The organism is Ruegeria sp. YTSC230, assembly GCF_059609665.1.
In genome coordinates, this window is the sequence record NZ_JBXWMC010000004.1 from 102,438 (window position 1) to 127,730 (window position 25,293).

General features: G+C 52.9%; 27 protein-coding genes and 1 pseudogene. 17 read left to right on the forward strand and 11 right to left on the reverse strand.

Annotated features, from left to right (window positions below; genetic code table 11):
* The first annotated feature begins 35 nt into the window (after nt 1-35).
* Complete coding sequence (gene thyX / locus AC2FD9_RS09655; RefSeq protein ID WP_058274136.1) at nt 36-947, forward strand: FAD-dependent thymidylate synthase; 912 nt, start codon at nt 36-38, stop codon at nt 945-947.
* A 229-nt stretch (nt 948-1,176) separates the two neighbouring features.
* On the opposite strand, the gene AC2FD9_RS09660 is transcribed toward thyX, so the two are convergent.
* Nucleotides 1,177-1,383 carry a cold-shock protein gene (locus AC2FD9_RS09660; protein ID WP_010439113.1) on the reverse strand — a complete coding sequence of 69 codons (207 nt, stop codon included), beginning with the start codon at nt 1,381-1,383 and terminating at the stop codon, nt 1,177-1,179.
* A gap of 215 nt (nt 1,384-1,598) precedes the next feature.
* Between AC2FD9_RS09660 and AC2FD9_RS09665 the strand changes: the two genes are divergently transcribed.
* Nucleotides 1,599-1,916, forward strand: coding sequence for an ArsC/Spx/MgsR family protein (locus AC2FD9_RS09665; protein ID WP_496836581.1), 318 nt, complete (start codon nt 1,599-1,601; stop codon nt 1,914-1,916).
* 39 nt (nt 1,917-1,955) lie between these two features.
* Nucleotides 1,956-2,324 carry a hypothetical protein gene (locus tag AC2FD9_RS09670; RefSeq protein WP_058275883.1) on the forward strand — a complete coding sequence of 123 codons (369 nt, stop codon included), beginning with the start codon at nt 1,956-1,958 and terminating at the stop codon, nt 2,322-2,324.
* Nucleotide 2,325: 1 nt separating this feature from the next.
* On the opposite strand, the gene AC2FD9_RS09675 is transcribed toward AC2FD9_RS09670, so the two are convergent.
* The 7 genes from AC2FD9_RS09675 to AC2FD9_RS09705 form a co-directional block, all read right to left on the reverse strand.
* Entirely contained in the window at nt 2,326-2,853 is a 528-nt protein-coding gene (locus AC2FD9_RS09675) for a DoxX family protein (protein WP_058274133.1), read from the reverse strand.
* Complete coding sequence (locus AC2FD9_RS09680; protein ID WP_496836583.1) at nt 2,850-3,611, reverse strand: HvfC/BufC family peptide modification chaperone; 762 nt, start codon at nt 3,609-3,611, stop codon at nt 2,850-2,852. The genes AC2FD9_RS09675 and AC2FD9_RS09680 overlap by 4 nt, the downstream gene beginning before the upstream one ends.
* Nucleotides 3,608-4,465, reverse strand: coding sequence for an MNIO family bufferin maturase (gene bufB / locus AC2FD9_RS09685; protein ID WP_496836584.1), 858 nt, complete (start codon nt 4,463-4,465; stop codon nt 3,608-3,610). Before bufB ends, AC2FD9_RS09680 begins: the two co-directional genes overlap by 4 nt.
* Before the next feature lie 70 nt (nt 4,466-4,535).
* Nucleotides 4,536-4,838, reverse strand: coding sequence for a BufA1 family periplasmic bufferin-type metallophore (locus AC2FD9_RS09690; protein WP_058275886.1), 303 nt, complete (start codon nt 4,836-4,838; stop codon nt 4,536-4,538).
* Nucleotides 4,839-5,060: 222 nt separating this feature from the next.
* Nucleotides 5,061-7,019, reverse strand: a complete 1,959-nt coding sequence (gene thrS, locus AC2FD9_RS09695) for a threonine--tRNA ligase (protein WP_496836586.1) — start codon at nt 7,017-7,019, stop codon at nt 5,061-5,063.
* Between the two features lie 177 nt (nt 7,020-7,196).
* Nucleotides 7,197-7,577, reverse strand: a complete 381-nt coding sequence (locus tag AC2FD9_RS09700; RefSeq protein WP_282119870.1) for a hypothetical protein — start codon at nt 7,575-7,577, stop codon at nt 7,197-7,199.
* Nucleotides 7,578-7,711: 134 nt separating this feature from the next.
* The gene (locus AC2FD9_RS09705; protein ID WP_282119869.1) at nt 7,712-8,125 is read right to left on the reverse strand and encodes a hypothetical protein; all 414 of its coding nucleotides are present in this window, start codon (nt 8,123-8,125) and stop codon (nt 7,712-7,714) included.
* Between the two features lie 411 nt (nt 8,126-8,536).
* Here AC2FD9_RS09705 and AC2FD9_RS09710 point away from each other — a divergent pair, with 411 nt between their 5' ends.
* The 3 genes from AC2FD9_RS09710 (at nt 8,537) to AC2FD9_RS09720 (ending at nt 10,288) form a co-directional block, all read left to right on the forward strand.
* Nucleotides 8,537-8,830 (forward strand): putative quinol monooxygenase, encoded by a 294-nt coding sequence (locus AC2FD9_RS09710; RefSeq protein WP_282169252.1) that lies wholly within the window; start codon nt 8,537-8,539, stop codon nt 8,828-8,830.
* A gap of 41 nt (nt 8,831-8,871) precedes the next feature.
* Nucleotides 8,872-9,330 (forward strand): GFA family protein, encoded by a 459-nt coding sequence (locus AC2FD9_RS09715; protein WP_496836589.1) that lies wholly within the window; start codon nt 8,872-8,874, stop codon nt 9,328-9,330.
* Between the two features lie 232 nt (nt 9,331-9,562).
* Complete coding sequence (locus tag AC2FD9_RS09720) at nt 9,563-10,288, forward strand: SDR family NAD(P)-dependent oxidoreductase (RefSeq protein ID WP_282169254.1); 726 nt, start codon at nt 9,563-9,565, stop codon at nt 10,286-10,288.
* Nucleotides 10,289-10,618: 330 nt separating this feature from the next.
* Here the strand turns inward: AC2FD9_RS09720 and AC2FD9_RS09725 are convergent, their stop codons facing one another.
* Nucleotides 10,619-12,043 (reverse strand): hypothetical protein, encoded by a 1,425-nt coding sequence (locus tag AC2FD9_RS09725; protein ID WP_282169255.1) that lies wholly within the window; start codon nt 12,041-12,043, stop codon nt 10,619-10,621.
* A 224-nt stretch (nt 12,044-12,267) separates the two neighbouring features.
* Here AC2FD9_RS09725 and AC2FD9_RS09730 point away from each other — a divergent pair, with 224 nt between their 5' ends.
* Both AC2FD9_RS09730 and AC2FD9_RS09735 read left to right on the forward strand, forming a co-directional pair.
* The gene (locus AC2FD9_RS09730; RefSeq protein ID WP_496836592.1) at nt 12,268-13,779 is read left to right on the forward strand and encodes a winged helix-turn-helix domain-containing protein; all 1,512 of its coding nucleotides are present in this window, start codon (nt 12,268-12,270) and stop codon (nt 13,777-13,779) included.
* A gap of 238 nt (nt 13,780-14,017) precedes the next feature.
* Nucleotides 14,018-14,200 (forward strand): annotated as a pseudogene (locus tag AC2FD9_RS09735) (IS6 family transposase); the annotation flags it as partial.
* A gap of 52 nt (nt 14,201-14,252) precedes the next feature.
* Here the strand turns inward: AC2FD9_RS09735 and AC2FD9_RS09740 are convergent.
* The gene (locus tag AC2FD9_RS09740) at nt 14,253-15,242 is read right to left on the reverse strand and encodes an AraC family transcriptional regulator (protein ID WP_282119862.1); all 990 of its coding nucleotides are present in this window, start codon (nt 15,240-15,242) and stop codon (nt 14,253-14,255) included.
* Between the two features lie 273 nt (nt 15,243-15,515).
* Between AC2FD9_RS09740 and AC2FD9_RS09745 the strand changes: the two genes are divergently transcribed.
* The 9 genes from AC2FD9_RS09745 to AC2FD9_RS09785 all read left to right on the forward strand — a co-directional run bounded on the left by AC2FD9_RS09745 (nt 15,516) and on the right by AC2FD9_RS09785 (nt 24,003).
* Nucleotides 15,516-17,093: an arylsulfatase gene (locus tag AC2FD9_RS09745; RefSeq protein WP_432653450.1), complete on the forward strand. Its 1,578-nt coding sequence runs from the start codon at nt 15,516-15,518 to the stop codon at nt 17,091-17,093.
* Nucleotides 17,094-17,248: 155 nt separating this feature from the next.
* Nucleotides 17,249-17,758, forward strand: a complete 510-nt coding sequence (locus AC2FD9_RS09750) for a DUF1269 domain-containing protein (RefSeq protein WP_271946075.1) — start codon at nt 17,249-17,251, stop codon at nt 17,756-17,758.
* A 138-nt stretch (nt 17,759-17,896) separates the two neighbouring features.
* Entirely contained in the window at nt 17,897-18,250 is a 354-nt protein-coding gene (locus AC2FD9_RS09755) for a PRC-barrel domain-containing protein (protein WP_271946077.1), read from the forward strand.
* Nucleotides 18,251-18,315: 65 nt separating this feature from the next.
* A complete protein-coding gene (locus tag AC2FD9_RS09760) occupies nt 18,316-18,912 on the forward strand; it encodes an HdeD family acid-resistance protein (protein ID WP_282119860.1) in 597 nt (198 codons plus the stop codon).
* A 70-nt stretch (nt 18,913-18,982) separates the two neighbouring features.
* The gene (locus AC2FD9_RS09765) at nt 18,983-20,701 is read left to right on the forward strand and encodes an alkaline phosphatase family protein (protein WP_282119859.1); all 1,719 of its coding nucleotides are present in this window, start codon (nt 18,983-18,985) and stop codon (nt 20,699-20,701) included.
* A complete protein-coding gene (locus AC2FD9_RS09770) occupies nt 20,698-21,483 on the forward strand; it encodes a transporter family protein (RefSeq protein WP_282119858.1) in 786 nt (261 codons plus the stop codon). Before AC2FD9_RS09765 ends, AC2FD9_RS09770 begins: the two co-directional genes overlap by 4 nt.
* A gap of 72 nt (nt 21,484-21,555) precedes the next feature.
* Complete coding sequence (locus tag AC2FD9_RS09775) at nt 21,556-22,413, forward strand: hypothetical protein (protein WP_282119857.1); 858 nt, start codon at nt 21,556-21,558, stop codon at nt 22,411-22,413.
* Between the two features lie 110 nt (nt 22,414-22,523).
* On the forward strand, nt 22,524-22,763 hold the full coding sequence (locus AC2FD9_RS09780; RefSeq protein ID WP_271946087.1) for a hypothetical protein: 240 nt from the start codon (nt 22,524-22,526) through the stop codon (nt 22,761-22,763).
* 22 nt (nt 22,764-22,785) lie between these two features.
* Nucleotides 22,786-24,003: an AI-2E family transporter gene (locus AC2FD9_RS09785; RefSeq protein WP_282119856.1), complete on the forward strand. Its 1,218-nt coding sequence runs from the start codon at nt 22,786-22,788 to the stop codon at nt 24,001-24,003.
* 35 nt (nt 24,004-24,038) lie between these two features.
* On the opposite strand, the gene AC2FD9_RS09790 is transcribed toward AC2FD9_RS09785, so the two are convergent.
* Complete coding sequence (locus tag AC2FD9_RS09790; RefSeq protein WP_496758564.1) at nt 24,039-25,127, reverse strand: mechanosensitive ion channel family protein; 1,089 nt, start codon at nt 25,125-25,127, stop codon at nt 24,039-24,041.
* Between the last annotated feature and the right edge of the window lie 166 nt (nt 25,128-25,293).

Below are 25,293 nucleotides of genomic sequence, written 5' to 3' on the forward strand. Positions count from 1 at the left end.
AGTGGTGAGCGACTCATTGCTGGAAAGGAACATTCATGCCGCTGTCCTCTGACCAACTGGCCGAGATCGAAGCGCAACGGGCGCAATCGCATCCAACACGCCGCGTTGTGGCTGAGGGGATGGAAGACCACCTCTATACCGCGCATCAAGTGCTGGACCACGGCTTTGTGCGCGTCATTGACTACATGGGGGATGACGCAGCAATTTGTCAGGCGGCACGCGTATCTTACGGCAAGGGCACCAAGTCGGTGCAGAATGACGAGGGTCTGATCCGCTATCTGATGCGGCACTGGCACTCGACCCCGTTCGAGATGTGCGAGATCAAGCTGCATGTCAAACTGCCGGTCTTTGTCGCCCGACAGTGGATTCGTCACCGGACCGCAAATGTGAATGAGTATTCTGCGCGGTATTCTATTCTGGACCGAGAGTTTTATATCCCTGCACCGGACCACGTGGCCGCACAATCCGAAGTGAACAATCAGGGTCGCGGCGACGCCCTGCAAGGGGAAGAGGCAGCCCGCGTTCTAGAAATGCTCAAGGCCGACAGCGCGCGGTGTTATGACAATTACGAAGCCATGATCAACCAGGATGGTCAACAGGGGCTGGCGCGAGAATTGGCGCGCATGAACCTGCCTGCGAATATCTACACGCAGTGGTACTGGAAGGTGGATCTGCACAACCTGTTCCATTTCCTGCGCCTGCGGGCCGATCCACATGCTCAGTACGAAATCCGAGTTTACGCCGACATGATGTGCAAGATCGTCGCCGACTGGGTGCCCTTCGCGTATAGAGCGTTCGAAGATTACCGTTTGGGTGCGGTCAACCTTTCGGCGCAGATGGTTGATAGCCTGCGACGCATGTTGGCCGGTGAAACTGTGACGCAGGAAAACTCGGGCATGACGGCACGGGAATGGCGCGAGTTCGAGGCTGTCATTCGCGAGGGTTAAAGCCGACAGAACTCTTTCTTCTGATGTCATGACGCCTTTTCGAGCGGTTCATGACATCAGTCATCAGTGTGATGTGAGAACGCTCGGAAATCGTGGTGTTCGGCTAAAACGAAAGCACTCATGCCGATACCAAACCGACGCGAGGGTAAGGTTTCAAACCCTTGAGAATGGACAACGGCCGGAAATTGGCCGTTGGCCTGCTTTTAGTACCCGCAGATGACGGGGTGTTTTATAACGGCTTCAAATCAGAGGCCATTTGTCGGCCGTCGCGTCCGTCTTCCAACTCATACGAGACTTTCTGATTGTCAGCGAGCCCGGTCAGACCGGACCGTTCTACGGCCGAGATATGAACAAAAACGTCCTTGCCACCTTCGTCAGGGGCAATAAACCCATAGCCTTTCGTGGTATTAAACCATTTCACGGTGCCAGTTGGCATTTCCCGTGTCTCCTTCTACTTACACGTTGTCCCACAAATTGGTGGGGGCAGTGGTTGACGCAACCACAACGCATCACCGCTTCGCCCACACGACGCAGCCCGAATTGTGTGTTTCGTCTTTTTCAACATTGCACGGTGAAGTAAAAAATCAAGAATAACTGGATGTAGCAGGCAAAAATGCCAAAAATTCATACAAGTACAGGAACGGTCCCAAAATGCGTCTATATGGCCTGAAAAACTGTGTTACTTGCCGTAAGGCACTGAAAGAAATTGAAAATATTGAATTTGTAGACGTTCGCGCGCAAGGAGTTCCCGATTCTGTCCTGACAGAGGCGTTTGATACCTTCGGCGAAGCTTTGCTCAATACCCGGTCGACAAGTTGGCGCGGATTGGACGCGGAACAACGCACCCGACCACCGCTGGAGTTGCTGAAGGAACACCCGACTTTGATGAAGCGCCCCTTGATCGAAGATGACGGTACGTTGTTGTTGGGCTGGACCTCGAAAACCAAGGCAAGCCTTGGCGTTGCCTGATCGGGCGCTTATGTGTCTGACGTAAATATGAGGGTTTAAATGCGCAACGCATCAATGATTTTGGGCGTCATTGCCGGTTTGATCGGAATGATTGTTGGCTTTTTTGGCTATGGCTATATCGAATTCATAAACCACTACGGCGAGATCGAAGGCCTTGCTGAGCAAGTGGACAACGTACAGTTCATCCAGACCGCTTCCATTATTGCGCCTTTGCTGGCCATCGCGGGGGGCGCAATGGCCCATGCGCGGGCTCTGATCGGTGGAATATTGCTGCTGATCTCAGCCGTCGGGATGTATTTCGCGTTTGGATTCAACGTCTTCACGATGTTTCCGGTGGCCTTTGCCGCCGTGGCAGGCATCCTTGGGCTGGCCGCAGGAAAACCGGACGAGCCCAAGGCACATTTCTAGGTCATTTCACGTGCAGGGCCCGGTCGACAGACAAGGGGCCTGCGCCGTTGATCACGATAACGAGCAGCACGAAAGTCCAGAGCGTCCGCTGGTCCAGCACGTTTGGTGCGGCGGTGAAAAAGCTTCCAAGCGCTGCGCCATGCCCGGTGACGTCGACAATTGTCTGAACCCAGACAAATCCGATCATACCCAAGGCCGCCAGCCGGGACAGAAGGCCCACCAGAATCAAGGCCGGCAGCAGAAACTCAGCCCAGGTGCCGGCAACTGCGATCACCCAATAAGAAAAGCCAAGTTGTGAACTGTCATAGCTGACGGCTTCCATTGCTTTGGGAAAAATCTGGACGTATGCACCGTCAGACGGGAACAGGAAACCCAAAATGCCACTGCCTAGTTTGGTGGTTGCTGAGTTCCAATAGTAGACAAGCAGCGTCGCGGCAAAAACCACCCGGGCCAGTGTTGGCGTGAGCCAGCCAGAGGTCATTTCCAGCCGTCCCAGGGTATTATTGTGAAAAGAGATCAGGGCAGTCATGTTGCCAGCCTTTCGATAGACACAGAAGTAATCGCGCCGCCCTGCAAAAGCAGCGCCAGAGTGGCCCCAAGGTCAAATTCGGGGAATATGGCAGAGGTTTGTTCGAATGCCTCGCCAATGGTAAGCCCGGCCTGAACGTGGGCGATCCAGTCCGCTCCGCCCTTGGGCAGCAAATGCGGGGCCGGGTCGAATTCGGGCCGGGTAATCAGGATATCTTCGGACCCGGGTGCAGGTTTGGGTGCACCCTCTTCGGAATTGAAGCGCCAGATCGAAAACAGCGGCCAATCTGACCGAAGAACCTTCATGGATGGCGCAAATTCCAGCTTTGCCAGGACGATCTCTTCCGGTGGAATGGCCAGCGCATCAGGCGGTGCAGGTTGGCTGTCAGCAGAGTGGTAGGACCGGCGCAGCGCCAGTTCCAGACGCGCGACGTCGGCAAGGTAGCCAAGGTGCGACAACTGCTCCATCCCGGCAAGGAACTCAGGAAATTCCTCACCGTAAAACATCATCAGCGGTGAAGACGGGGGGTGTTTGCGCAGGAAAAGCCCGGCAAGCCCATCCATGTTCTGAGGCCCCAGCAGTCGTGCGATCATGGGAAAGGCTTGATGCATCGCCTCGGTCAGCGAAACAGCCACGTTGTTGCGGTAAACGCTGAACCGCCGCCCGGCAGGGCGTTCTGTGGCATCCCATAATCCGTCCGGAACAGCCGCCGACGGGTCAAGCAGGGCTACGCGGAACGAGGTTTGCGAGACGCTCATGCGGGGATGCGGTCCAGTGCCGCCTGCGCCCGATCTGCTTCGGCCCGAAGAACGGACCAGTCGGGTACGTCCGTATCCCATTCGATCAGAACGGGTTTTGAACCGGAACGCTCTAATACGTAATCCAGCAACGCCCAAACCGGATCGACGACTTCGCGACCGTGGCTGTCGATCAGCAAGGGACGACCATGGTCGTCTTCGTCTTCGTCATGACCGCCAAGGTGTATCTCGTGGACGTTGTCCAGCGGGTAGGCGTCGATGTAGCCCTGCGGCGAGAAGTCCAGGTTGGTGGCCGACACGAAGACATTGTTCACGTCCAGCAAAAGACCACATCCTGTCCGACGTGCGATTTCCCGCAGGAAGTCAGGCTCGGACCATGTACTTTCTTCAAAAGCCAAATAGCTGGATGGGTTTTCCAGCAGCATTTGCCGCCCCACGGTTTCCTGAACCTGGTCTATATGTGCGCAGGTTCGCTCCAGCGTTTCGTCCGTGTAGGGCAGGGGCAGAAGATCGTTCAGGAAATGACTGTCATGGGTCGACCAGGCCAGATGCTCGGAAAAGCTGGCCGGATTCAGCCACCCCACCAAGTGTTTCAGGCGCGCCAGATGATCGGTGTCCAGAGGGCCTTCTCCACCGATCGAGAGGCCAACGCCGTGGACGGAAATAGGAAATTTTTCAGAGAGGTGGCGCAATTGTGCAAGCGGCCTGCCGCCGTCACCCATGTAGTTTTCGGCATGGATCTCAAGCCAGCCAACCGGATGCGCATGGTCCAGAATCTGGTCGTAATGCTGGGGTTTATACCCGACGCCCGGTGCCGCGGGCAGCCTGTTCGATCGAAGTGAACTATCCAGCATGTGCAAATCCTCCGGTCACGAAAAGAGGCGGGCGATAGGGCCCGCCCCTCCGATTCTCAGATGCTTGGGCTTATGCCGGCAGGTCGCGCTCCAGCGGTTCCAGCGAACCTTCACGCGCTGCACCATCTGCAGACTTGGGCAGTTCGATATCGGCGCAGGTTCCAGCGTCGACCAGTGTCCAGGCGTTGCCCTGATAGTCAACGGTCGAGGTGCCCGCGCAGGTGGTGCCGGGGCCAGCGGCACAGTCGTTCTGACCGGCCAGCGAAACGCCATAGCATTTCTCTTTGGCTTGTGCGGAGGCGGTTGTGGCTACGCCAGATACGGCTGCTGCAACTGCGCTTGCGATAACCAGGGTTTTTGCGGTGTTCGACATCTCGGTAATCCCTTTTGATGACTGCGTATGTCTTCTTGTGACAATGACAAAGGTAGTAGCTAAATCGGGGCAGGTGAATTCACGAGCCCGTGTCTCACAACCCCGTCAAAGAGCGTAATGCCCTCTTGAAGGTTAACAAACTGTTTTTGAAATGAAAAATGGAAAATGTTTCAATCCGACCCCGAATTCGGGGTCGGATTTCGGGCAATTTGTCGCCGAATGTTACAGAAGATCAGGCGGCGTCGCGGCCAATGACAGCTCTTTTGTTACAGCCTCAAGCGATTGAACCTGTGTCTGTTTTTCGCCAAGGCGGCGCACACTTACGGTACGCTCTTCAACTTCGCGGTGACCGACTGCCAGAATGATCGGCACCTTGCCGACCGAGTGCTCACGAACCTTGTAGTTGATCTTTTCGTTGCGAATATCCGCCTCGGCCCGCACGCCAGCAGCCTTGAGCTTTTCGACAACTTCCAAAACATAGTCATCCGCCTCGGACGTGATCGAGGCGACCACAACCTGACGCGGGGCCAACCAGAACGGCAGCTTACCAGCGTGTTCCTCGATCAGGATACCGATGAAGCGTTCGAACGAGCCCAGGGTCGCACGGTGCAGCATGAACGGACGGTGCTTGGCACCGTCGGCACCGATAAAGTTCGCATCCAGACGCTCGGGCAAGTTTGGATCAACCTGCAGGGTGCCGCACTGCCATGTCCGGCCGATCGCGTCGGTCAGAGTGAATTCCAGCTTGGGGCCATAGAACGCGCCTTCGCCTTCGAGAACCTCATAGTCATAGCCCGCTGCCTTACAGGCATCACCCAGCGCCTTTTCGACCAGATCCCAGCTTTCGTCCGATCCGATCCGTTTTTCCGGTCGGGTCGACAGCTTGATTGTCCAATCATGGAACCCGAGGTCAGCATAGACCTTGGACAGGAACGCAATGAACTTGGCGGTCTCAGATTCGATCTGTTCCTCGGCGCAGAAGATATGGCCATCGTCCTGCGTGAAACCACGGACCCGCATGATCCCATGCAAAGCGCCCGAGGGTTCGTACCGGGCGCACGATCCAAACTCCGCCATACGCAGGGGCAGGTCGCGATAGGACTTCAGGCCTTGATTGAACACCTGCACGTGGCAGGGGCAGTTCATCGGCTTCAGCGCGTTGATCGCCTTTTCGCGGGCGTGTTCTTCGTCGACTTCGACGATGAACATGTTCTCTTGATATTTGTCCCAGTGGCCAGACGCTTCCCACAGCTTGCGGTCCACGACCTGCGGCGTGTTCACTTCGACATAGCCGTCTCGTTCCTGCATCCGGCGCATATAGTCCTGCAGGGTGGTGTAGATCTTCCAGCCGTTCGGATGCCAGAAGATCTGGCCCGGCGCTTCTTCCTGCATGTGGAACAGGTTCATCTCGCGGCCCAGCTTGCGGTGATCACGCTTGGCAGCCTCTTCCAGCATATGCAGATGCGCTTTAAGCTTTTCCTTGCCGGTGAAGGCCACGCCATAAATGCGCTGCAGCATTGCGCGGTCGCTGTCGCCACGCCAATAGGCTCCAGCAATGCTCATCAGCTTAAAGGCGTCGCCCGGCAACTGGCCGGTATGCTGCAAGTGCGGGCCACGGCAGAGATCCTGCCAGTGGCCGTGCCAGTACATGCGAAGCGGTTCGTCACCCGGAATGGCTTCGATCAGCTCGACTTTATAAGGCTCGTTATTGGCCTTGTAGAATTCGATTGCGCGCTGACGGTCCCAAATTTCGGTGGTCACGGGATCGCGCTTGTTGATGATCTCTTTCATCTTTTTCTCGATAAGGCCGAGATCTTCGGGGGTAAACGGTTCTTCCCGGTCGAAATCATAGTACCAACCGTTGTCAATCACGGGGCCGATGGTGACCTTGGTTGCAGGCCAGATTTCCTGTACCGCGCGCGCCATCACGTGCGCCAGATCGTGACGGATCAGCTCGTTGGCCTGTTCCTCATCTTTCATGGTGTGGATGGCGATCTGCGCGTCAGATTCGATGGGCCACTGCAGGTCCCAGTGCTGGCCGTTCACGGTGGCCGAGATGGCCTTTTTGGCCAGTGAGGTCGAGATATCAGCAGCGACCTGAGCTGGCGTGACGCCTGCGTCATAGGATCGTGCATTGCCATCGGGAAAAGTAAGGGAGACTGACTGTGAGTCCAGGGCCATATCGGCTCTCCTCGTCGGTTTGGCGCCCACTGAACGCCCGGTTGCGGGTATCGCCATTTAAAGCTCTGAAAACAGTAATCTTTTAGGACGTTTCGGCGTCACTGGTCACTGTTTTGTGGCTTTTGGCGACAATAAAGCCACAAGGCGTCTCATATAGCGATTGTCAGAGCGGTGCAATCACTGTCCTGCACAGTATGGCCCGCCTTCCTGTAAGTCGCCGAACACTGCCCATGCCTGGTGGCAGGCGTTTGCGAGTGGTATGTCACCCTTGGGAATGCTGTCCTTGAAATTGGGGTATTCCATTCGGTCGCCCAAGTTCATCAGCACCGTCATCAGGTGGTTGCGTGGAATGAACGCTCGGAAGCGATAGTCGCCGCCTGGTGTTTCGATCACTTCGCCTTCCATACCATAATCGCGCAGAAGTTCGGCGTCCTGAGCGCGGCGGAACCGCAGACAGACGCGAGACCCCATGTGCGGCCCGCTGGTCTTGCCGTCCTCATCCTTTGCAACGGCTGAGAAAAAGCCCGAACCCTCGGGCGTCGAGAATGCTACCCACATATGCAGGTCCTCCTAATTTTTTGAAAAGGGGGGAGTAGCTATCAGATGTTATGCAGGGTCGTCAAATCGGGGGGCTTACGTGCGCGGGCGCATGGCCTGTAGGCATAAAACCAAACCTCTTCGCCTGGCAGCCCCTACGTGATGGTTGGAGACTGCTCGTCGTCATCCAGTTTTGACTCGATCACCTTCTGCTGAGCCAATCTTTCTGGAAGGCGGTCACTGATGTCTTTGAGCCGCTGTGTTGGATTGACGCTCATGCCGACAGTTCCGCTGTGGGTATGAGTGATGCTTACGCCATCAGCGCGTCCGAATGCTCGGTCCTGAGCTAGGGCCAACAAGGCGATTTGTTCTTTGCCAGAGAGCTTTCCCGATACAAATTCGGCGTTCCCATCTATGCGATTGAAGAGTTCATCCATCGACAAAAGATCGTTCATGCGTTTCACAGCGAGCTCGCCGTTCGACTGGATCAACTTTCTTGTCTCGGGGTCCAGTTTAGGTCGCCCGCCGGGATTACCAGAATGACCGGGCTTGAAGAGCGGTGTTGGCACAGTGAACTCCTCTGTTCTCAGAAAGTGAAGGCAAAAAGAACTAAGTGTCTAACATATAATCACAATTCGGCTTGATTTGCGAATACTTGTGCATTTTGCTGCGGGGCTGGTCGGTGGTCATGCCCGAACTAAAGTCACAGCGGATTTTTGGTCAGCGTCTGCTATCGTGCTGAGCGACCACTAAATGCATAAAGTTCGATTGTCTGCTGCCGGAAGACCGCTTAGCGGTGCTTAGCCGTCATCCGACAAAAACGGTCGGATGACCTCGTTGAGCTCAAAGCAGACCTAGGGGCGTTCTGCGGCGAATGACTGCTCCGAGCCCAAAGCAGACACACCCGTTACAAAATGATATGGTCATGGAACCAGAGGCGCTCATACATTCAGGAACCGTACTTTACGGAGGTCGGACGAATGATCATGCGCATCTTTCAGGTCGTGACTCGGCCAGGCAAAGAGGAAGAGTTCAGCAAGTTCTTCCATGAAACAGCTATACCCTTGATGAGAGGTACTAAGGGCATCGTTCAAGTGTTTCCTGGTGCCGCACGTGCTGACACACCACGAGAATTCAGCTTTGTCATGGTGTGGGAAAACCTAGAGTCACTAAAGGCTTTTGTCGGCGAAAACTACCAGAGCCCGCATATCGATCCGGCGGAGGCCGAATTGGTCGGGTCGCGTTCTATCAAGCATTATGAGCTGGTCCAATAAGGGCCATGGCTTGAACGCTAGGAAACAACTCGGGGGAAATAATGATCAAAGGGAAATGCGGCTGCGGAGCCGTAACGTATCAGATGACATCACAACCCATGTTCGTGCATTGCTGTCACTGTAGCGAATGTCAGCGACAAACCGGAGCGGCCTACGTCTTGAACGCCATCATTGAGGCCGATCGCGTGACGTGCAAAGGGCCAATCACCGAAAACGAGCTCTCCACTCCAAGCGGGAAAGGTCAGATTATTACGCGCTGTAGGGATTGCGGCGTCGCCGTTTTTAGCAGCTACATGATCCGCCTTGGAAAGCTAAGGTACGTGCGCGTCGGAACACTGGACAACCCGGATCAATGTCCTCCGGATGCACAGATTTTCACGAGCAGCAAACAGGCCTGGGTGCCACTCAGCGAGGACATTCCTATCTTCGAGGAATTTTACAAATTCGATGAGGTGTGGCCGCAGAATTCGTTGGAACGTTTGGAGACTGTTCTATCCTGACGGATCAGTCGCTGTGGCTAAATGGCGGCTTTGCCCGCTTTGCCGACGTTTGAGCTTCATGATGCAATCTAATCCATCTAACGACCGCTTCGAGCCCAAAGCTGCATGTATGGCTTTACCTCTGCGGAACAAAAGAAGCTGTGCACTGCTGCCAGAATTGCCGGTATTTGGTCGTTAAAGTTCGAGTGAACTTGTAGTCTTTCCAAAGGTCGAGACTGAGCGGAGAGGATACATGGCAACAACTTTTGATTTTCACGGCAAGACGGCGGTCGTCACCGGCGGAGCGAAAGGTATCGGCTATGGAATTTCATTGAGCCTGCAAAAGGCAGGAGCAAACGTCCATGTTCTGGATATCGAGGCGTTAGAAGAAGACGGCATTCACTCACATGTTTGCGATGTGACAGATACCCAATCCATTACCCGAGCAATTCAAGCTGTAGTTTCATCAGACCAAACTGTTGACGTGCTCATCAACAACGCCGGGTCGGGGGCGGGAAGCAAATCGGTGATCGAAACTGATCCGGATCAATGGAAAAAACTAATCGATATCAATCTGGTGAGTGTTTTCGAAGTAACACGGCAGATTTTACCATTTATGATTAGCCAAAATTACGGTCGCATTGTAAACATGGCATCTTTGGCTGGCAAAGAAGGCACGCCCAATCTCTCCGCATATTCAGCCGCAAAAGCCGGGGTAATTGCTCTGACTAAGTCACTCGGGAAAGAACTCGCGCTGACCGGCATCCGCGTTAACTGCATCGCACCGGGTCCAATCGAGACCGAGCTTTTGAAACAATTGGATAGCAAGGACCTCGAAGCGATGCTTGCCAAGTCACCGATGAAAAGGGCCGGGACTGTCGAGGAACTTGTGCGCATCGTTCTTTTTCTCGCAGCGGATGACAATACCCTCAACACCGGTGCGGTCTTCGATGCATCTGGGGGACGAGCGGTCTATTAGGTGGAATTTAACGGATCGCATGGAACTTGAATTGCGGCTTTGTCCGCAAAGCAGTCGTCCACGCCGAGTGCAGCGAACGGCTGCTCTGAGCCCTTAGCGACCAATGCTGCACGTTGCATCAAGAACGCCAAAAAGCAGAAGCTGATCATTGGGGGCCGATGGGTCGGCCCTTCGCGGATCTTGAAAACGGTGCTTGATTGCTGCTGTCGCAGCCCGCATTGCAGACATTCCCTGAGCCTACTCAATTCTGTAGGCGGAATACACTTTGATGTGTGTCGCAATAGGGCATCCTGCTGGAATCCCACCAAAACGGGTGCCCCTGAATCCCACTTAGTTCCCTGACACCTCGGCCATCCCTTCGATTGACCGGCGGCGATTGGGAGAAATAGCGAGCGCTGCTTGGTAAGATGCTTTCGCAGCATCAGCTTCATTGAGCATGCGCTGCATGTCACCAAGTTGCTCGCGAACTGGCAGAACATGGCTTGGCGTGACAGGGGCTTTTCCTACGGAATCTTCAACATCAGCAGCGACCTCCATCATTGCGAGCGCATTCGCGTCGCCAGCCTCATAGGCCCGCCATGCTTCAATGGCGCCCTTCTGTGCGTCTGCAAGAGTGACCCAGTACTGCATTCCACGTTCCTTCATGATTTCAGTCAGGTCGGTTAGGCGTGCCAGTGCAGCCTCGACACCCTCGGCATCCTCTATCCGCGCGGCACCGACACCCTGCGCAAAAGCGACAATGGCCAGCGCATGCGGGTAGCGCCCCCATTCAAGACCTTCATAGGGAATATCGGGCAAGGCGGCTGCAGTGCTCCAGTCTTCCTGTTCCAAAGCTAGTCGGGCCGGGGCTGCGGCAACAGCATAGGCCGTACCAAACACATCCTGCATGCCAATGGTGACAAGAAGAGTTGTGACGGTCTCTGTTGCTTCTCCAACCTGATCCATTTGCAACAGGGCATAGGTCAGATAATCAAGCGCGTGTGGATAGTGGTTCGATATGGTCCCGTCGATCCTAGGCTGTGCCAGTACGGCAGCGGCAGACCGGCGGTTGAGGTCCGCAGCCTCTTCCCACCGACCAAGCCGCGTCATGATGTGCGACGGCATATGCAGGGCATGCGGGTTTTCTGGCGCAAGCTCAAGGTAAGCCTCCACGAACGGCAAGGCCGCCTCCGCCAGCGGCGGATGGTCATAGGCATGGATCACATAATGCAAAGCTCCAGGGTGCTGAGGCGCTCTTTCGTGCAAACTCTCCAAAAGCGCGCCAGCCTCCCGCTGTTGTGCAAGGGATCTGTCGCCTGGCGATGCAATCGCCAGCATGGCCAAAGCTGCGAAGGCCGCGGCATCATCGTTGTCAGGATAGTCTGCGTAAATCTGGCGTTGGGCTTCAGCCCAGGCGGCCTTTCTTTCCGGCCAGGTGGTTAGGTTTGGGTCATAAAAGGCCGCCGCTGCAGCGAAGAATGCACCCTCAAGAGCTGTACCTGCCTTAAGCCCAACGGCCCGCTCTATTGCTGCAAGCCCTTTCTCACGCTCGGGAGGCGATTGAATGCCGGGCCAAAGCGGATGAAAGTTACTCATTGCAATGCCCCAGTTTGCCATTACACAACTCGGATCGGCTTCGGCGACCGCCTCAAACTGGGCGCTGGCCATTTGATACATCATGTGGTGCAGCAGCAGCAGACCTTTGTCGAAACCTTCCTGACTTACTGGTGTGCATGACGTTTCAAATTCCACTTCACCCAAGGATGAAGTTTCCATTTCATGAATTGCTTGAGAAACTGCTGCCTGGGGAAACATGAGCTGGCATGCAAATAGCGCGATCGCTTGCGTCTTTTTTCGGACCATTGCGGGCTCCCTGTACGGAAATGTTCGCCATCAATTTCCTGATGGCTGTAGGTGTGATAATCTCTACATGAGGGGGGCGAGCGATGCGTTTTCTCAAGCCAAATGTTTTGAAATCTTTTGAAATTCAAGTGGGCGCAATGCGGTTCGATCCCCGTTTGGAACGCCTCTACGATCAACAGGGACAAGAGATAAACCTCAGATACTTGTCGCGCAGGGTGCTTGGTCATCTGCTACGTCATCGCGGTGAAGTGGTGAGCCGTGAGTCTTTGGTACGATCCGTTTGGCAATGCGATGTGGTTTCCGATGCCACGATTGCGCAGTGTATATCGGACATTCGAAAAGCGATTGGCGACCGTAAAAAGCGGATCGTCGAGACCATTCCACGCAAGGGCTATCGGCTGGCGCCGGATCCCGTCAGCCCCGGGCCGACGCGGCCGCGTATGTCAGTGGATCTTTCTACTGAGGGCGAGCGGAAAACGACCATCGCGGTCTTGCCGTTCGAAGACTTCCAGATCACCGATATCAATTCCGAGACGTTGCGTGCCGCGATTGCCGAAGCGATCACAACCGATCTAGCGCTTCAGCCAGAGCTGACTGTTATCTCGCGGGCGTCCAGTTTTCAGTTGTCGCCGAACGCACCTCTCACCTCGGTCTTCGCCAGACTGCAGGCGAACTTTGTCGTGACGGGCTCTTTGCGTTCCGACGGCAACAATGCAACGGCGACGATCAATCTCATTGAGGCAAAAGACGAGAGCTGCGTCTGGGTTGGCACCATTGATTTCCACATTCGGGAAGTGCTCTCTATGACCCGTGCGATAAGTCGCCGCGTCGCCAACTTGGTTGGTGCAAAGGCTATTGATCTGGCCCAAAACCGGATCGACCTCGGAGAGGTTAGCGCCGTTCTGATCGAAAATGCCGCCCGAAGTCGGATGATGCGTTTTCAATCCAAGGACGCATGGCTGGTAAACCTCTATGAGCAGGATATCGCCCTGGAGCGCTATAGCGACTCTGCTTGGGGACATTTCGGTCAGGCTCTGGCCCTGCGGGTTGGGCTCGACGAGGGCTGGATTTTGGAAGGCCGTGCCGCTGTGGCGGCGAAAGCCGAGCAGTTCGTCGCGACGGCGCTTAAGTTGGCCCCCGACAACTACCTGACCCAGTACGCCCTTGCTCGAACGCTTGCCGGCAAGGGGGAAATGATCGCTGCGAAGGAGGTTTTTGAAAAAGCTGCACGGCTAAACCCCGCTTCAACGCTGGTTCTGTCGGGCCTGATCGGCCAACACCTTTACCTTGGCGAAACCGGTATGGCCCTGAAGATAATTGAGGATTCCGAGCGCATTAATCCATTGCACAACTATGATCTCAGTCACAAGAAAGCTTGGGCCTACTGGCTTTCGGGGGACGTCGACGCTGCCCGCGACGTCCTGATGACATGTCCGGCCTTGAATGAAGGGCAATCCAAACTCCATGCAGTAGTGCTTATGGATCTCGGCGAAAAGGACAAAGCCAGACAGGTCCTAAAACCGTTTCTTGAAGAAAACCCCGACTGGACCACGGGCATGGAAGAACAACTTCAGTCTGAGTTGTGGGCACCGGAAGAGGCGAGGCCAAGATGGCTATCCAGACTGTCTGGAGCGGGCATGCCCAGTTGACCAAGTCGTACCGCAGATACGGTGCAGCATCTGCGTGCAAGGAATTGCTTGAATACTGAAACCGGCCCAAGGACGATACCGCTCGCGCGGTACTGGCGCTTAATGCTAGCGTTCTTCCACCCACCAGATTTGGGCTCATTTTGGGAAGTGAGCATCCCCCCTGACGATTTAGGTTTCTGAATCGAACAGGGGGCTTCCATGACACGACCGAAGATGAGCCCGCTGCGCGGGCGGATGATGGCGGAAACGAGAACGCGCAATGCAGCGTTTCAAGCGGATGCAAAGTTTGCAGAAGTTCGCCGCTGTCCATTCCTCTGTCTACAACCACTTCAACCAGAAAAGATCGCTCACCAGCCGAGACACATTCAAGCTGACACGCACCGCTGCTCTCGCCGAGTGGCGCGAACTCGGTGCGGCATAAAAGGCAGCAATACAGGCCTAGCTGAGACTGGTTCGAATTCGTCTGACAGTACCTAAACCCTACTTGTGAAGGCCGACGGAGAAAGGCCTTCCCACCTTGAGAATGCCTCTGAAAAACTCTGCCGATGCTCGAAGCCAAGTATTTCGGCAGTTTCAACTATGTCTTTTCCAGCCACTAGGAGGCGCTTTGATGCAAGGTGCCGCTCAGTCTGAACGATTTCACGAAAAGAAGTTCCTTCAGACTTCAAACGAAGTTGAAGCGTCCGCTCGTGTAATTGCAGTGCTCCACAGGTGTTGACTAGAGACCATGGCGCAACTCCGAATGAAGCACGAACTAGGCCTGCGACAATGTCCTTCGTCAGTGGTTTTTCGCAAGCCTTTATGGATTCATCGGCCAAATAGCGCGAAAACACTTCGGCTCTCAGTGCATCCATTTTGGACATCTGCGACTTGAGTGCTTCTTCGTCGAACGAAATGTACCCTTGGGTGGAAGCCCTAACGCGACTGATAGCGGAGTTGAACAGAACGTGCGTCGAACAGCCATTAGGGTAGGAAACATCAATGTCCGGATCGGTGCGATTGTTTGCAAGGCAGACAACGTTGGCCAATAGAGTTATTGTGTATTGAACATCTTTGGCGCCTTCAAAAGCTTCAAAAGGATTGAAATACCAGATATGGCAACGCTTTTTGTAGGTTCTGATTACTAACTCTGAATCGCTCTGATAGTACAACAGCGCAGACTTGGCGATCTGCAAAGCGTCCCACAAGGTATCAGCGGAAACGATTGCGCGACCAAATACGCCCAAATCTTCCACTTTCTGAACATAGCCTGCTCGGGCAAAGAAATCATCATCGCCAGCGAACCGAGTTATTTCCTTCATGCCCTCTAGGTAGTTGGAAACGTCAACAATCTCCTCTGGCTCCGTTGGCAGGTTGAAAGAATGCAGCGTTTTTTGAAACATCCGAGCGTTGTCAGTAAGCAAGGAGATTGGACCATGGAATGAGCCCGCTCTAATCGTGAATTCGTTGACCTTTTCACTCATACACTGTGCTCGGACAGTGATTCATTATGTGCTTCGGCGTGTTTAGCGAATCTCTTCATATAACTTCTTATATATGAATGCTTCCCGTCGTTGACAGGCTAACACACGTTTTTCGTGAATATGAATGTTGCTTTTGCAGCCTTGATTCGTATTTGCCGACAGATTGTAGGGCAAACACGGCTAACCAATGGGGTCATCGTGGGAATGAACTTTGATCGCGATGTCACCAGTCTGTCGATTGATGCGTTGGTTTCGAATTTTTCAGGAGAGCACATGAAACATAATTTGGGCATAACAAAGTCAGCGATATTGGGTGCATTGTCGGTCGCTGTCCTCGTGGTTGGCACACCAGTTTCTGCACAAGACAAACCAAACATTCTAGTGATTTGGGGAGACGATATTGGGCAATCCAACATATCCGCTTACACTAGGGGATTAATGGGCTACGAAACGCCCAATATCGACCGGGTTGCTGATGAAGGCATGATGTTCACCGACTACTATGGTGAGCAGTCCTGTACAGCTGGTCGGGCTTCTTACATTATGGGACAGTCTGTCTATAGAACCGGCTTGTCCAAGGTAGGCCTCCCGGGCGCAGACTTGGGTATGAAGGAAGAAGATCCCACGATTGCTGGCCTTCTGAAGCCTTTAGGATACATGACCGGTCAGTTTGGGAAAAATCACCTTGGTGATCAGGACAGCATGCTTCCCACAAACCACGGTTTTGATGAGTTTTTCGGAAACCTGTACCATTTGAATGCGGAAGAAGAGCCAGAAAATCGCGACTATCCCGGCGACGCGGTTTTGGCGGACGGCCAGACCTTCCGTGAGGCATTTGGCCCTCGTGGCGTTATCAAGTCTTCGGCTGATGGGCATGTTGAAGACACGGGACCGTTGACCAAAAAACGGATGGAGACAGTCGACGATGAAACCGTTGCAGCTGCCGTCGACTTTATCAAAAATGCGCACGAACAAGGCAAACCTTTCTACGTTTGGTGGAACGGCACACGGATGCACTTCCGTACACATGTGAAAGACGAATTGTTCGGGATCTCGGGGCAAGATGAGTATGGCGATGGCATGGTGGAACATGACATGCATGTCGGTCAGCTATTGGATGTGCTTGACGAACTGGGCATTGCTGACAACACCATTGTTCATTATTCGACTGATAATGGCCCCCACAAGAATACATGGCCAGATGCTGGCACCAACCCGTTCTACAGTGAAAAGAACACCAACTGGGAAGGTGGATGGCGCGTGCCCTCGCTCGTGCGTTGGCCTGGGAAAATAGAACCTGACTCTGTCTCAAACGAAATCATGCACCACATGGATTGGTTGCCGACGTTGTTGGCAGCAGCGGGCAATGAGACCATCAAGGAAGATTTGAAAGCAGGTGGCGTTCAAGCCATTGGTCGCGAATATAAAGTGCATCTGGATGGCTACAACTTCTTGCCCGTTCTTACTGGTGAAACAAAAGACGGCCCGCGACATGAGATTTTCTATTTCGCGGATACCGGAGAATTAACAGCCTTGCGCTATGACGATTGGAAACTGATTTTCCTTGAGCAAAAAGCTGTTTCGACATTGCGTGCCTGGATCGAACCTTGGACCCCACTTCGCGTCCCTTTGATCACCAACCTTCGGCGTGATCCATTCGAACAGGCGCATCTAACATCCAATACTTACTACGACTGGATGATTGATCGGATCTATTTCCTGGTGCCCGCACAAAAGTATGTAGGCCAGTTCCTGGCTACATTCCAGGAGTTCCCACCGCGTCAGAAGCCAGCCAGCTTTTCAATCGATCAGGTCATGGAGCTGATGACGGCAAACAACGGAAGTAAGTAGTTTCGAGCTCGGTAAACTTAATTCATGCGCGGTGTTGAGAGAGAACCGCGCATGGAGTTCAAAAATGAAACATCGTCAGGGTATCGCGTCAGGACGTACATTCTTTTGTGTGTCATTGCGCTGCAAAAAACAATTTTCAACTAGGGAGAGATACGATGAGTGATTTGGTCATTATTGTCTTCGAGGGCCGTCATACAGCAGACGAAGCACTTTTGCGTCTGCAAAAAATGAGCCTGGATTGGGAAGTCGATCTCGACGAGGTCGTGGTAATGACCCGCGATAAGAACGGCGTAGTGCGGACCCGGAATTCCGATACTCTTACAGCAACGGGTTTCGTCGGAGGCACTTCTCTTGGAGCACTGACCGGCACGTTGATCGGTGCCATGGTCGGTAACCCTGCTGCCGGGTTTATTGCAGGTTCGGCTGTTGGTGCTGGCTCTGGGACACTCGCAGGAATGCTGGATCAAGCAGACGAAGAGGACGCATTGGCAGCTCGCGTCGGCTCAAAGATGGGCCCTGACTCATCGGCTCTGGCCGTTATCGGGTGGTCAAACCGACCTACGAAGTTGTTGGGCGAATTGGAGGGCATGAAGGGCGAGGTTATCGAGACATCATTGTCTGTCAGTGATGAAAAAGAGCTTCGTGCCGCTTTGTCCGGAAACTGACCAGTTTGTTTTGGGGGCGGGCTGCTTGATCACCCGGCGACCTGAATTCAATTTTCACATTGTCGAGACGGGATCAGTAATATGAAAAAAGTTCTGAGAACAACGGCTCTCTTGTGTGCTTTGGCAATTGGAGACCCAATGTATGCGCTCGCACAGTCCACACCTCATGTGGCTGGCGGTGTTGTTGTCGAGTACAACAATCTTGATGTCGCCTTAGTCGCTTCCGGTTGGAGCGTAGTCGAGCTTTTACGCGGTGATGTTTACAATGCTGGTGGCGACTTTGTGGGATATGTCCATGATGCGCTCGTCTTGCCGGATGGTGATACGACCTTTGTGATCGTCAACGTCGCCGGCTTCCTGAACATCGGTGAAAAGTTGATCGCGCTGCCAGCGGTCGCCTTCGAGATCAACGCGGATGGCGATCTGGTTTTGCCCAATGCGACCAAGGAAAATCTGAAAAGCCTGCCGCGCTTTCACTACGCTCGAAACTAAACGGAAGGTCGCACTCGACAGGCTTTGACCTGCTTGAGGGCGCCTAAACGCAAAAGCAGTCGCCAGTGTTTGAAAATGCAATCGACCAAGGGAAAGATACAATGAGCATGGGAAACTCAGACAACGATCTGCAAAAATACTGGGGCTGGTTTCTTGGACTCGGGATTGTGTTGGCTATCGGGGGTGTATTCGCATTTTTTGCACCTTTTTTGGTATCATTGGCCATTGAATTTGCTGTGGGATTTGTTTTCGCAGTAGGTGGCTTCGTGGTGCTAGTGCAGGTTTTCACAACCAAAGATGGCTGGAATGCAAGGCTCATCTATTCCATCTTGGGGGGCTTCAATCTGATTGCCGGGTTGTTGCTGATATTTCGCCCTCTTGAAGGGCTCATGGCGCTTACATTGGTCTTGATTGTTGCAATTTTTGTGAATGGCTTGATGCGGATTGCAGTGGGCGTGATGGCGCGACCGGATCAAGGTTCTGGCTGGGTCATTTCCGTTGGTTGTGTGTCCGTGCTGGCATCGGGATATCTGTTAGCGAAGTACCCCGAGGTGAGCGTGATGCTGTTGGGGATCGTTGCAGGCGTATCGCTGATCGGTGAGGGCGCAGGATATATCCGCTTTGCCAATGGCCTAAGGAACGACGTGTCGGTCGCGGTCTGAAAAAACGACCCAAAACTGCGGCAAACGTTGGGTAAACACAAATTCTACTGTTATAAAAAGGACGAAATACGTGATCGAGCCGAAAACTTTTCCCCTGCTAATCAAATGGTTGGTTGTTGGAGGCAGCTTGGTCGTTCCGTCTGTCTCAAGCGCTCAAGGCAAGCCTCGACTGGTTCTTCAAATAACTGTTGATCAGTTGCGTGGAGACCTAATCGACAGATTCAGTATCCACATAGGAGAGGGCGGCTTTCGCTATTTGTTGGATCATGGCGTCAATTTTACAAATGCTCATCACCGCCATGCCAACACTGAAACAATTGTCGGGCACACGACGCTCGCGACCGGCACGGACCCTGCTATCCATGGTATGGTAGCCAACCTGTGGTTTGATCGAAAAACTGGCAAGCCTTTCTATAACGTGCAGGATCCGGACTTTCCTTTGGTCGGGGCTACCGGAGTCGATGCGGAGAACGAAATCGATCCGACCCAACGAGCAGCCACAACTGACGGTCGGTCTCCCCGCAATATCATCAGTTCAACTATCTCCGATGAAATTGGCCTGCACTTTGGGCCGACTTCAAAAGTGTTTGGTGTGTCCGTCAAGGATCGCGGTGCAATTGCAATGGCAGGTCACGCTGGTGACGCCTACTGGTTCTCAAAGTCAGAAGGCCGGTTTGTTACAAGCACGTTCTATCGCGACGCCTATCCCGGTTGGATTGAGGATTGGAACTCAAAAGGCCTTGTCGCATCATATGCCAATCGATCTTGGACTCTTCTGGGAGACGTTGGGAAGTATGCCTTTGCAGACCGCGACGACCAACCGTGGGAAGCCGATATACTTGGGTTTGGCCGAACATTTCCGCATAACTGGGGGGCGGCAGACGGGAAATACTTCACAACGCTTTTAACCCTCAGCCCGGCTGGGGATGAAATAGCTGTAGATTTTGCCAAGGCCCTGTTGGACGCAGAACAACTAGGGCAAGATGACGTTACTGATTATCTGTCAGTCAGCTTGTCATCTACAGATTATGTCGGCCATATATTCGGCCCTTCAAGCTTAGAAGCCGAAGACAATTTCGCGCATCTCGACAGGCAAATCGCTGACCTTTTCACACATTTGGATGCCGTAGTTGGTCTGGAAAATACATTGATCGTTTTGTCGGCAGATCACGGCGCACCGGAACACCCGGAGTTTCTGGCGACCCTAGGCATTGAAGCTGGTTTGTTCAGCTTTGAACGCGTCGATACAGAACCAGGATTTGTGCGTCTTCAAATGGATTTTGGTGAATCCGCTGATCTGGTTCAGAACTTTTCCAACCCCTACGTCTATTTGAACCAAGATCTTATTTCCAAACGTTCTTTAGATCCTTTGGTCGTCGAGCGAGCTGTTGCTGAGGAACTTCAAAAGCTCCCCGGCATTGCCTATGCGGTTGGGAGTTCAGATTTGCGACGCGGGTCGTTTGCAAAAAGCAAGATTAGCGATGCCGTCTTGGCTAACTTTAATCCAGATAGGTCGGGAGATATCTATGTGGTGTTCGAACCGCATTGGTTTGTGGCTGATTTTGACGGGTTGCACGTTGCGTCTGCTCATGGCTCTCCCTGGACATACGACACACACGTTCCCCTGATTTTTACAGGTTCAAATATTGTTCCACAAACCGTCGCACGACGCGTCGAAACTGTGGATGTCGCGCCTACGATTGCGTCTCTTCTGGGCACTAAGCCCCCTTCCGGAGCGGTGGGTGTACCTTTGCCAGAAGCGATGCCCGAGACAAAGGCAGCCCCATGAAATCCTTCTTTAAGCGCTTAGCCCAACTTTCCATTCTGTGCGTCGCCAGCACTCCGGCCTATGCGCAATCTGATGCAGCGCAAGCCAACAATCCTCTGGCTGATATCACAGCGTTCAATATCCAAAACTACTATATCGGTGACTTTACAGGACCAGCTAATGCGACCGGAAATCAATTTGTTCTGCGCTATGCAAAGCCGGTCACTTTAGGCAGCTCAAATTGGCTGATCCGAGCCTCGTTGCCATTCAACTCGTTACCGGTGGGAACAGATGGCCAAACTTTGAGTGGCGTCGGAGATTTTGATGTTTTTGCGGCCTATCAGTTTAATACGGGTAACCCCGGAATTAGTTTTGCGCTTGGTCCGCAAGTGGTCGTGCCAACAGCCTCCGACGACCGCTTGGGAGCCGATCAATGGCAGCTTGGGTTAGCCAACGTTTATTTCAATGCAACTTCGCCCGTCTTTCAGTATGGATATCTTCTGACATGGCGTGGAGGCGTTGGGGATACAAATGGGCGCCCACGTGCCAATTTGGGTGCCTTTCAACCCTTTGTTTTTTACCAACTGGGCAGTGGGTACTACACGGGCGGCGCCCCGATCTGGACCTACAATTTTGTTAATGACAGCTATTCTGTCCCATTGGGCATTCGCCTAGGCAAGGTCACCAAACGCGGCAATACCGTTTACAACTTTTTTGTCGAACCGCAGTACTCGGTTTTCGACAAAGGAATCGGCCTGCCCAAATGGCAAATTTACGCGGCACTTAACATGCAGTTTCAATGAGCATTTAGTGTTTAGAAAAGTTCCTGTCCACTAAGAAATTCCCGCCTAAAATCAACCATCAGGAGTACCAACATGGAAAAATTTATTGCCGTCGTTTTCGAGGATGATGCTGCTGCATTCAAGGGTGAAACCGCACTGCGCGCGCTACATTCCCAAGGAGATCTCGCGGTGTATGCCGCTGCAGTCATCGGGAAAGATCTCGAAGGCAAAGTTGAAGTTAAGAAGGTGGAAGATGAAGGGCCGTTGGGAACGGCACTGGGCCTCGTTCTCGGCGGAATGGTTGGTGTTTTGGCCGGCCCGGTGGCAGTCGCATCCGGAGCTGCAGTCGCCGGATCTGCGGCTGCAGCATCAGTGGCCGCCTCAGGAATAGCTGTCGGATCGATGACAGGTGGATTGTTTGGTGTCTACAGAGATCTTTGGGTTGCGGGAATAGATTCTACGATGCTTGACGAAATCAGCATCGAACTTATTCCTGGTAAATCTTGCTTGGTGGCCTCAGTTGACGAAGTTTGGACATCGCCATTGGATGTCAAAATGAGCGAGGCTGGAGGAGTGGTTTTCCGCAAGCCACGCGCCGATGCAATCGATGAACAATACGCTGCTGAAATGGCGGAACTTAATCGGGAAATTGCAGAGCTAAAAGACGAGTGGAAGCAATCTAACGAAGAAACCAAACAAGCAATCCACGACAAAATCGACGTAACCAAGGCAAAGGCAAGTATAGCCAAAGAAAAAATCTCGCAACGTATCACCGAACTGAACAGCCAAACAGCTGCAAGGCTCGAGGCGATTGACGAGCAAATTGCGGTGGCCAAAGAAAATACAAGGAACAAGTTTGAAAAGCGTAAAGCTGAAATTCAGGCAGACTACAAAAAACGAAAGGCCAAGCTAGATGCGTCAATGTCACTGGCCAAAGAAGCGTTGACCTAATTCTTTTTAGTAAGATGTTTAAACATCCAACCAGCACCGTTTAAAATTGGCGTTGCAGGTAAACCCGAGAGCCGTCTCTCGGCAATTACGTGATACAAAGGGTGAAAGAAATGCCAGATCTGAAGGCCATGATGGCCGAGCTACAACAAAAGAGAGATGAAATTAAACTTCAGTTGAACCTTGGAACAATGGAGGCGGAAGACGAGTGGGATTCACTTGTTTCGGAGTGGGATAGGTTCCTGTCTACATCACAATTTAATCAGTCGGCGGATGAAGTCGGCGAAGCTGCGCGGGAACTTGGTTTGAAAATGAAAGCAGTTTATGACAAGGTTCGGAAATCCGTAGGGTAATAGACAGGAAGTAGCCCAGCCGGTGCCAGATCAACAGCAAACACACGTTTTTAGTCTGGCGTTTTGGCACCGGGTTGTCGTGATCGCCTTTTTTACTATCGCAGGACTGGTCCTGGCGGCTGATGTTCTAGTTCCATTGTCGATTGCTTCCTTGGTTTTCATTCTTCTGACTTCCGCAGTCGACAGGTTATGTCAGATTGAAATTCTCGGGACACGGATCCCTAGATGGTTGGCCCATGTCATTAGCGCTGCTCTTTTAGTGTTGGGATTGCTCGGATTACTGTCAATTCTGACCAGTCAAGCGGGCGCGGTTGCCGATGCGTTGCCTAGATATGAAGCAAGGTTCTCTGAAATCTTGGCCCGAGTGGTCACTCTTGTTGGAGACAAGAACTATCAGGCAGCGCAACAAGCGATCTTAGAGATGGACTTCACCGGCTTCGCTGGCGGAGCAATCGGTTCGGCCGGAAGCTTTTTGAGCGCCTTCTTTCTGATCCTTCTTTATATTCCTTTCATGATGCTGGAACAGGGGCCCATGAGGTTGAAAGTCGCACTGGCAGCGCCAGATGCGGAATCCGCACAAAACTTACACCGCGTGCTGACACGCATTTCAGAAAGCGTGCAGCGATATGTAGGAATCAAAACACTCGTTAGTTTCCTAACGGGTGTCGGTAGCTACGCGATCATGAAGCCCGTGGGATTGGATTTTGCCGAAACCTGGGCCATCCTGGCATTCGTACTGAACTTCATTCCAACGATTGGTTCAATCATCGGGGTAGCGTTGCCCTCGCTCGTTGCTCTTGTGCAGTTTGATACTAACACGCCTTTTCTAATTATTTTGGTGGGCTGTGGGGCGGTTCAGTTCATCATCGGGAATATTCTGGAACCCTCGCTAACCGGAAAATCACTAAACTTGTCGCCTTTGATGGTCATCCTCGCACTGACGTTCTGGACCGCAATCTGGGGTATCCCCGGGGCTCTACTAAGCGTGCCGATTACCGTCTGTACTATGATCGTGTTAGCCAACATCCCATCGACGAAGTCACTCGCAATATTGATGTCGGGCGATGGTAACTTGTTCGACGGTAGTCAAAAAGACAATCCAGTAAGGGAAGTAGCACAGGGCGAAGCCTCTGAAGCTGCACGTCGAAAATCTAAGCTGACGGTATCCAAATCCGAACTAGATACCGAAACAGAAGCAATCCGTCAGGAATTTGAGCAAAACTTAGATAACCGGAGCTAGACGCTTGGGAAATACTGATCGGTATCATCAGGAGGTCACGGAATTGCTGACCCGCGCAGATTGATCGATTGTGTTGGATAGGCCAGTTCTGTTCCTGCCGCGCGCACCGTCTCAAGGATTTTGAGCGAAAGACTTTCATTCACACGGAGGAAATTGTCGTATTCAGGGGTAGTCGTCCACGCGTAAAAAATGATGGTTACGGCGCTTTCTGACAACCCTTCGACATAGACATGTTTCGGTGCCTCCTCAGACAATTCGAAATCTCCACAGGCCGACAAATGTTCCCGTAACGTATCACGCACCTGAAGGACCTGAGCCTCGGTACTGTCTAGAAGCAACGGTATGCTAAGCATGACCCTTCGATGTCGGCGGTGTGAATAGTTTAGGACAACTGCGTTGGATAACTCGGAGTTCGGAACATGCCGTGGGATCTGATCGAACCCACGGATTAGGGTGGAACGCAGGTCAATGGATTCGACTGTCCCGACAAACGAACCGTCGATTTGGATCGAGTCCCCAATAGCGAAACGCTTTTCACTCATGTTATTCATGCCTGCCACAAGATTGCGGATCAGGTCCTGCGTCGCGATAGCCAATCCTGCGCCCAGTACTCCAACACCGGTCAGCGCACCGCTGATGTCGACCCTCCAAACTTCTAGCAGTGACGTAATGGCAAACAGCAAGATGCCAAAACGGGCAACGCGCTCCATCCATCCGGCCTCCATCCTGACTTCTCCAAACCGGTCGCTCTGAAGAAGGGATACAAAAGACCCGCTCAGGTTGTACCACCCTGAGAATACTGCGATCACAGCGATTGAGGCCATAACGCGCCTAAAAATGTCACCAGGCATGTTTGGAACATTCAATGTTTCCAGAACCACAAAAACAGCAAAGGTCACAATCAAAACAGATGTGGTCCGCATCAGTTCGTCAGCTACCTTTTCCGAAAGTTCAATGGACAAGCGTCTGAGAAGTGCCCGAAACATTGCCATAAGCCATCGTGCAAGTGGCCGCCTGCCGATGACAACGGCCAAGAGAAAGATCAAAGAGAGAATTACGCTGCTTTGATTTAGTTCGGCCTGCCAGTGGCTGAAACGTTCCTGCATTTCGACAACTGCGCTCATCGACGGAGATTGAGTTTCTTCCAATTGCTGAACTGGCCTCTCTTTTGGATCATGTAGGTCGTAAACTTCTCAAACGACACCCGAAGTTTGCAGGAGGACAGCATCGGAAACTCTGGGAGAATCTTCCAGCTTTTTCTGAAGTATCGGGATAAATTGCTCCTAATTT

What these genes read in the sequence shown, in the direction of transcription:
- AC2FD9_RS09710 (WP_282169252.1), top strand. Translation starts at nt 8,537, where the DNA reads ATGATCATGCGCATCTTTCAGGTCGTGACTCGGCCAGGCAAAGAGGAA.
- AC2FD9_RS09770 (WP_282119858.1), top strand. Translation starts at nt 20,698, where the DNA reads ATGAAATCCTTCTTTAAGCGCTTAGCCCAACTTTCCATTCTGTGCGTC.
- AC2FD9_RS09775 (WP_282119857.1), top strand. Translation starts at nt 21,556, where the DNA reads ATGGAAAAATTTATTGCCGTCGTTTTCGAGGATGATGCTGCTGCATTC.
- AC2FD9_RS09730 (WP_496836592.1), top strand. Translation starts at nt 12,268, where the DNA reads ATGCGGTTCGATCCCCGTTTGGAACGCCTCTACGATCAACAGGGACAA.
- AC2FD9_RS09790 (WP_496758564.1), bottom strand. Translation starts at nt 25,127, where the DNA reads ATGAGCGCAGTTGTCGAAATGCAGGAACGTTTCAGCCACTGGCAGGCC.
- AC2FD9_RS09755 (WP_271946077.1), top strand. Translation starts at nt 17,897, where the DNA reads ATGTATGCGCTCGCACAGTCCACACCTCATGTGGCTGGCGGTGTTGTT.
- AC2FD9_RS09715 (WP_496836589.1), top strand. Translation starts at nt 8,872, where the DNA reads ATGATCAAAGGGAAATGCGGCTGCGGAGCCGTAACGTATCAGATGACA.
- AC2FD9_RS09690 (WP_058275886.1), bottom strand. Translation starts at nt 4,838, where the DNA reads ATGTCGAACACCGCAAAAACCCTGGTTATCGCAAGCGCAGTTGCAGCA.
- AC2FD9_RS09660 (WP_010439113.1), bottom strand. Translation starts at nt 1,383, where the DNA reads ATGCCAACTGGCACCGTGAAATGGTTTAATACCACGAAAGGCTATGGG.
- thyX (WP_058274136.1), top strand. Translation starts at nt 36, where the DNA reads ATGCCGCTGTCCTCTGACCAACTGGCCGAGATCGAAGCGCAACGGGCG.
- AC2FD9_RS09720 (WP_282169254.1), top strand. Translation starts at nt 9,563, where the DNA reads ATGGCAACAACTTTTGATTTTCACGGCAAGACGGCGGTCGTCACCGGC.
- AC2FD9_RS09745 (WP_432653450.1), top strand. Translation starts at nt 15,516, where the DNA reads ATGAAACATAATTTGGGCATAACAAAGTCAGCGATATTGGGTGCATTG.
- AC2FD9_RS09780 (WP_271946087.1), top strand. Translation starts at nt 22,524, where the DNA reads ATGCCAGATCTGAAGGCCATGATGGCCGAGCTACAACAAAAGAGAGAT.
- AC2FD9_RS09665 (WP_496836581.1), top strand. Translation starts at nt 1,599, where the DNA reads ATGCGTCTATATGGCCTGAAAAACTGTGTTACTTGCCGTAAGGCACTG.
- thrS (WP_496836586.1), bottom strand. Translation starts at nt 7,019, where the DNA reads ATGGCCCTGGACTCACAGTCAGTCTCCCTTACTTTTCCCGATGGCAAT.
- AC2FD9_RS09740 (WP_282119862.1), bottom strand. Translation starts at nt 15,242, where the DNA reads ATGAGTGAAAAGGTCAACGAATTCACGATTAGAGCGGGCTCATTCCAT.
- AC2FD9_RS09670 (WP_058275883.1), top strand. Translation starts at nt 1,956, where the DNA reads ATGCGCAACGCATCAATGATTTTGGGCGTCATTGCCGGTTTGATCGGA.
- AC2FD9_RS09700 (WP_282119870.1), bottom strand. Translation starts at nt 7,577, where the DNA reads ATGTGGGTAGCATTCTCGACGCCCGAGGGTTCGGGCTTTTTCTCAGCC.
- AC2FD9_RS09680 (WP_496836583.1), bottom strand. Translation starts at nt 3,611, where the DNA reads ATGAGCGTCTCGCAAACCTCGTTCCGCGTAGCCCTGCTTGACCCGTCG.
- AC2FD9_RS09725 (WP_282169255.1), bottom strand. Translation starts at nt 12,043, where the DNA reads ATGGAAACTTCATCCTTGGGTGAAGTGGAATTTGAAACGTCATGCACA.
- bufB (WP_496836584.1), bottom strand. Translation starts at nt 4,465, where the DNA reads ATGCTGGATAGTTCACTTCGATCGAACAGGCTGCCCGCGGCACCGGGC.
- AC2FD9_RS09750 (WP_271946075.1), top strand. Translation starts at nt 17,249, where the DNA reads ATGAGTGATTTGGTCATTATTGTCTTCGAGGGCCGTCATACAGCAGAC.
- AC2FD9_RS09675 (WP_058274133.1), bottom strand. Translation starts at nt 2,853, where the DNA reads ATGACTGCCCTGATCTCTTTTCACAATAATACCCTGGGACGGCTGGAA.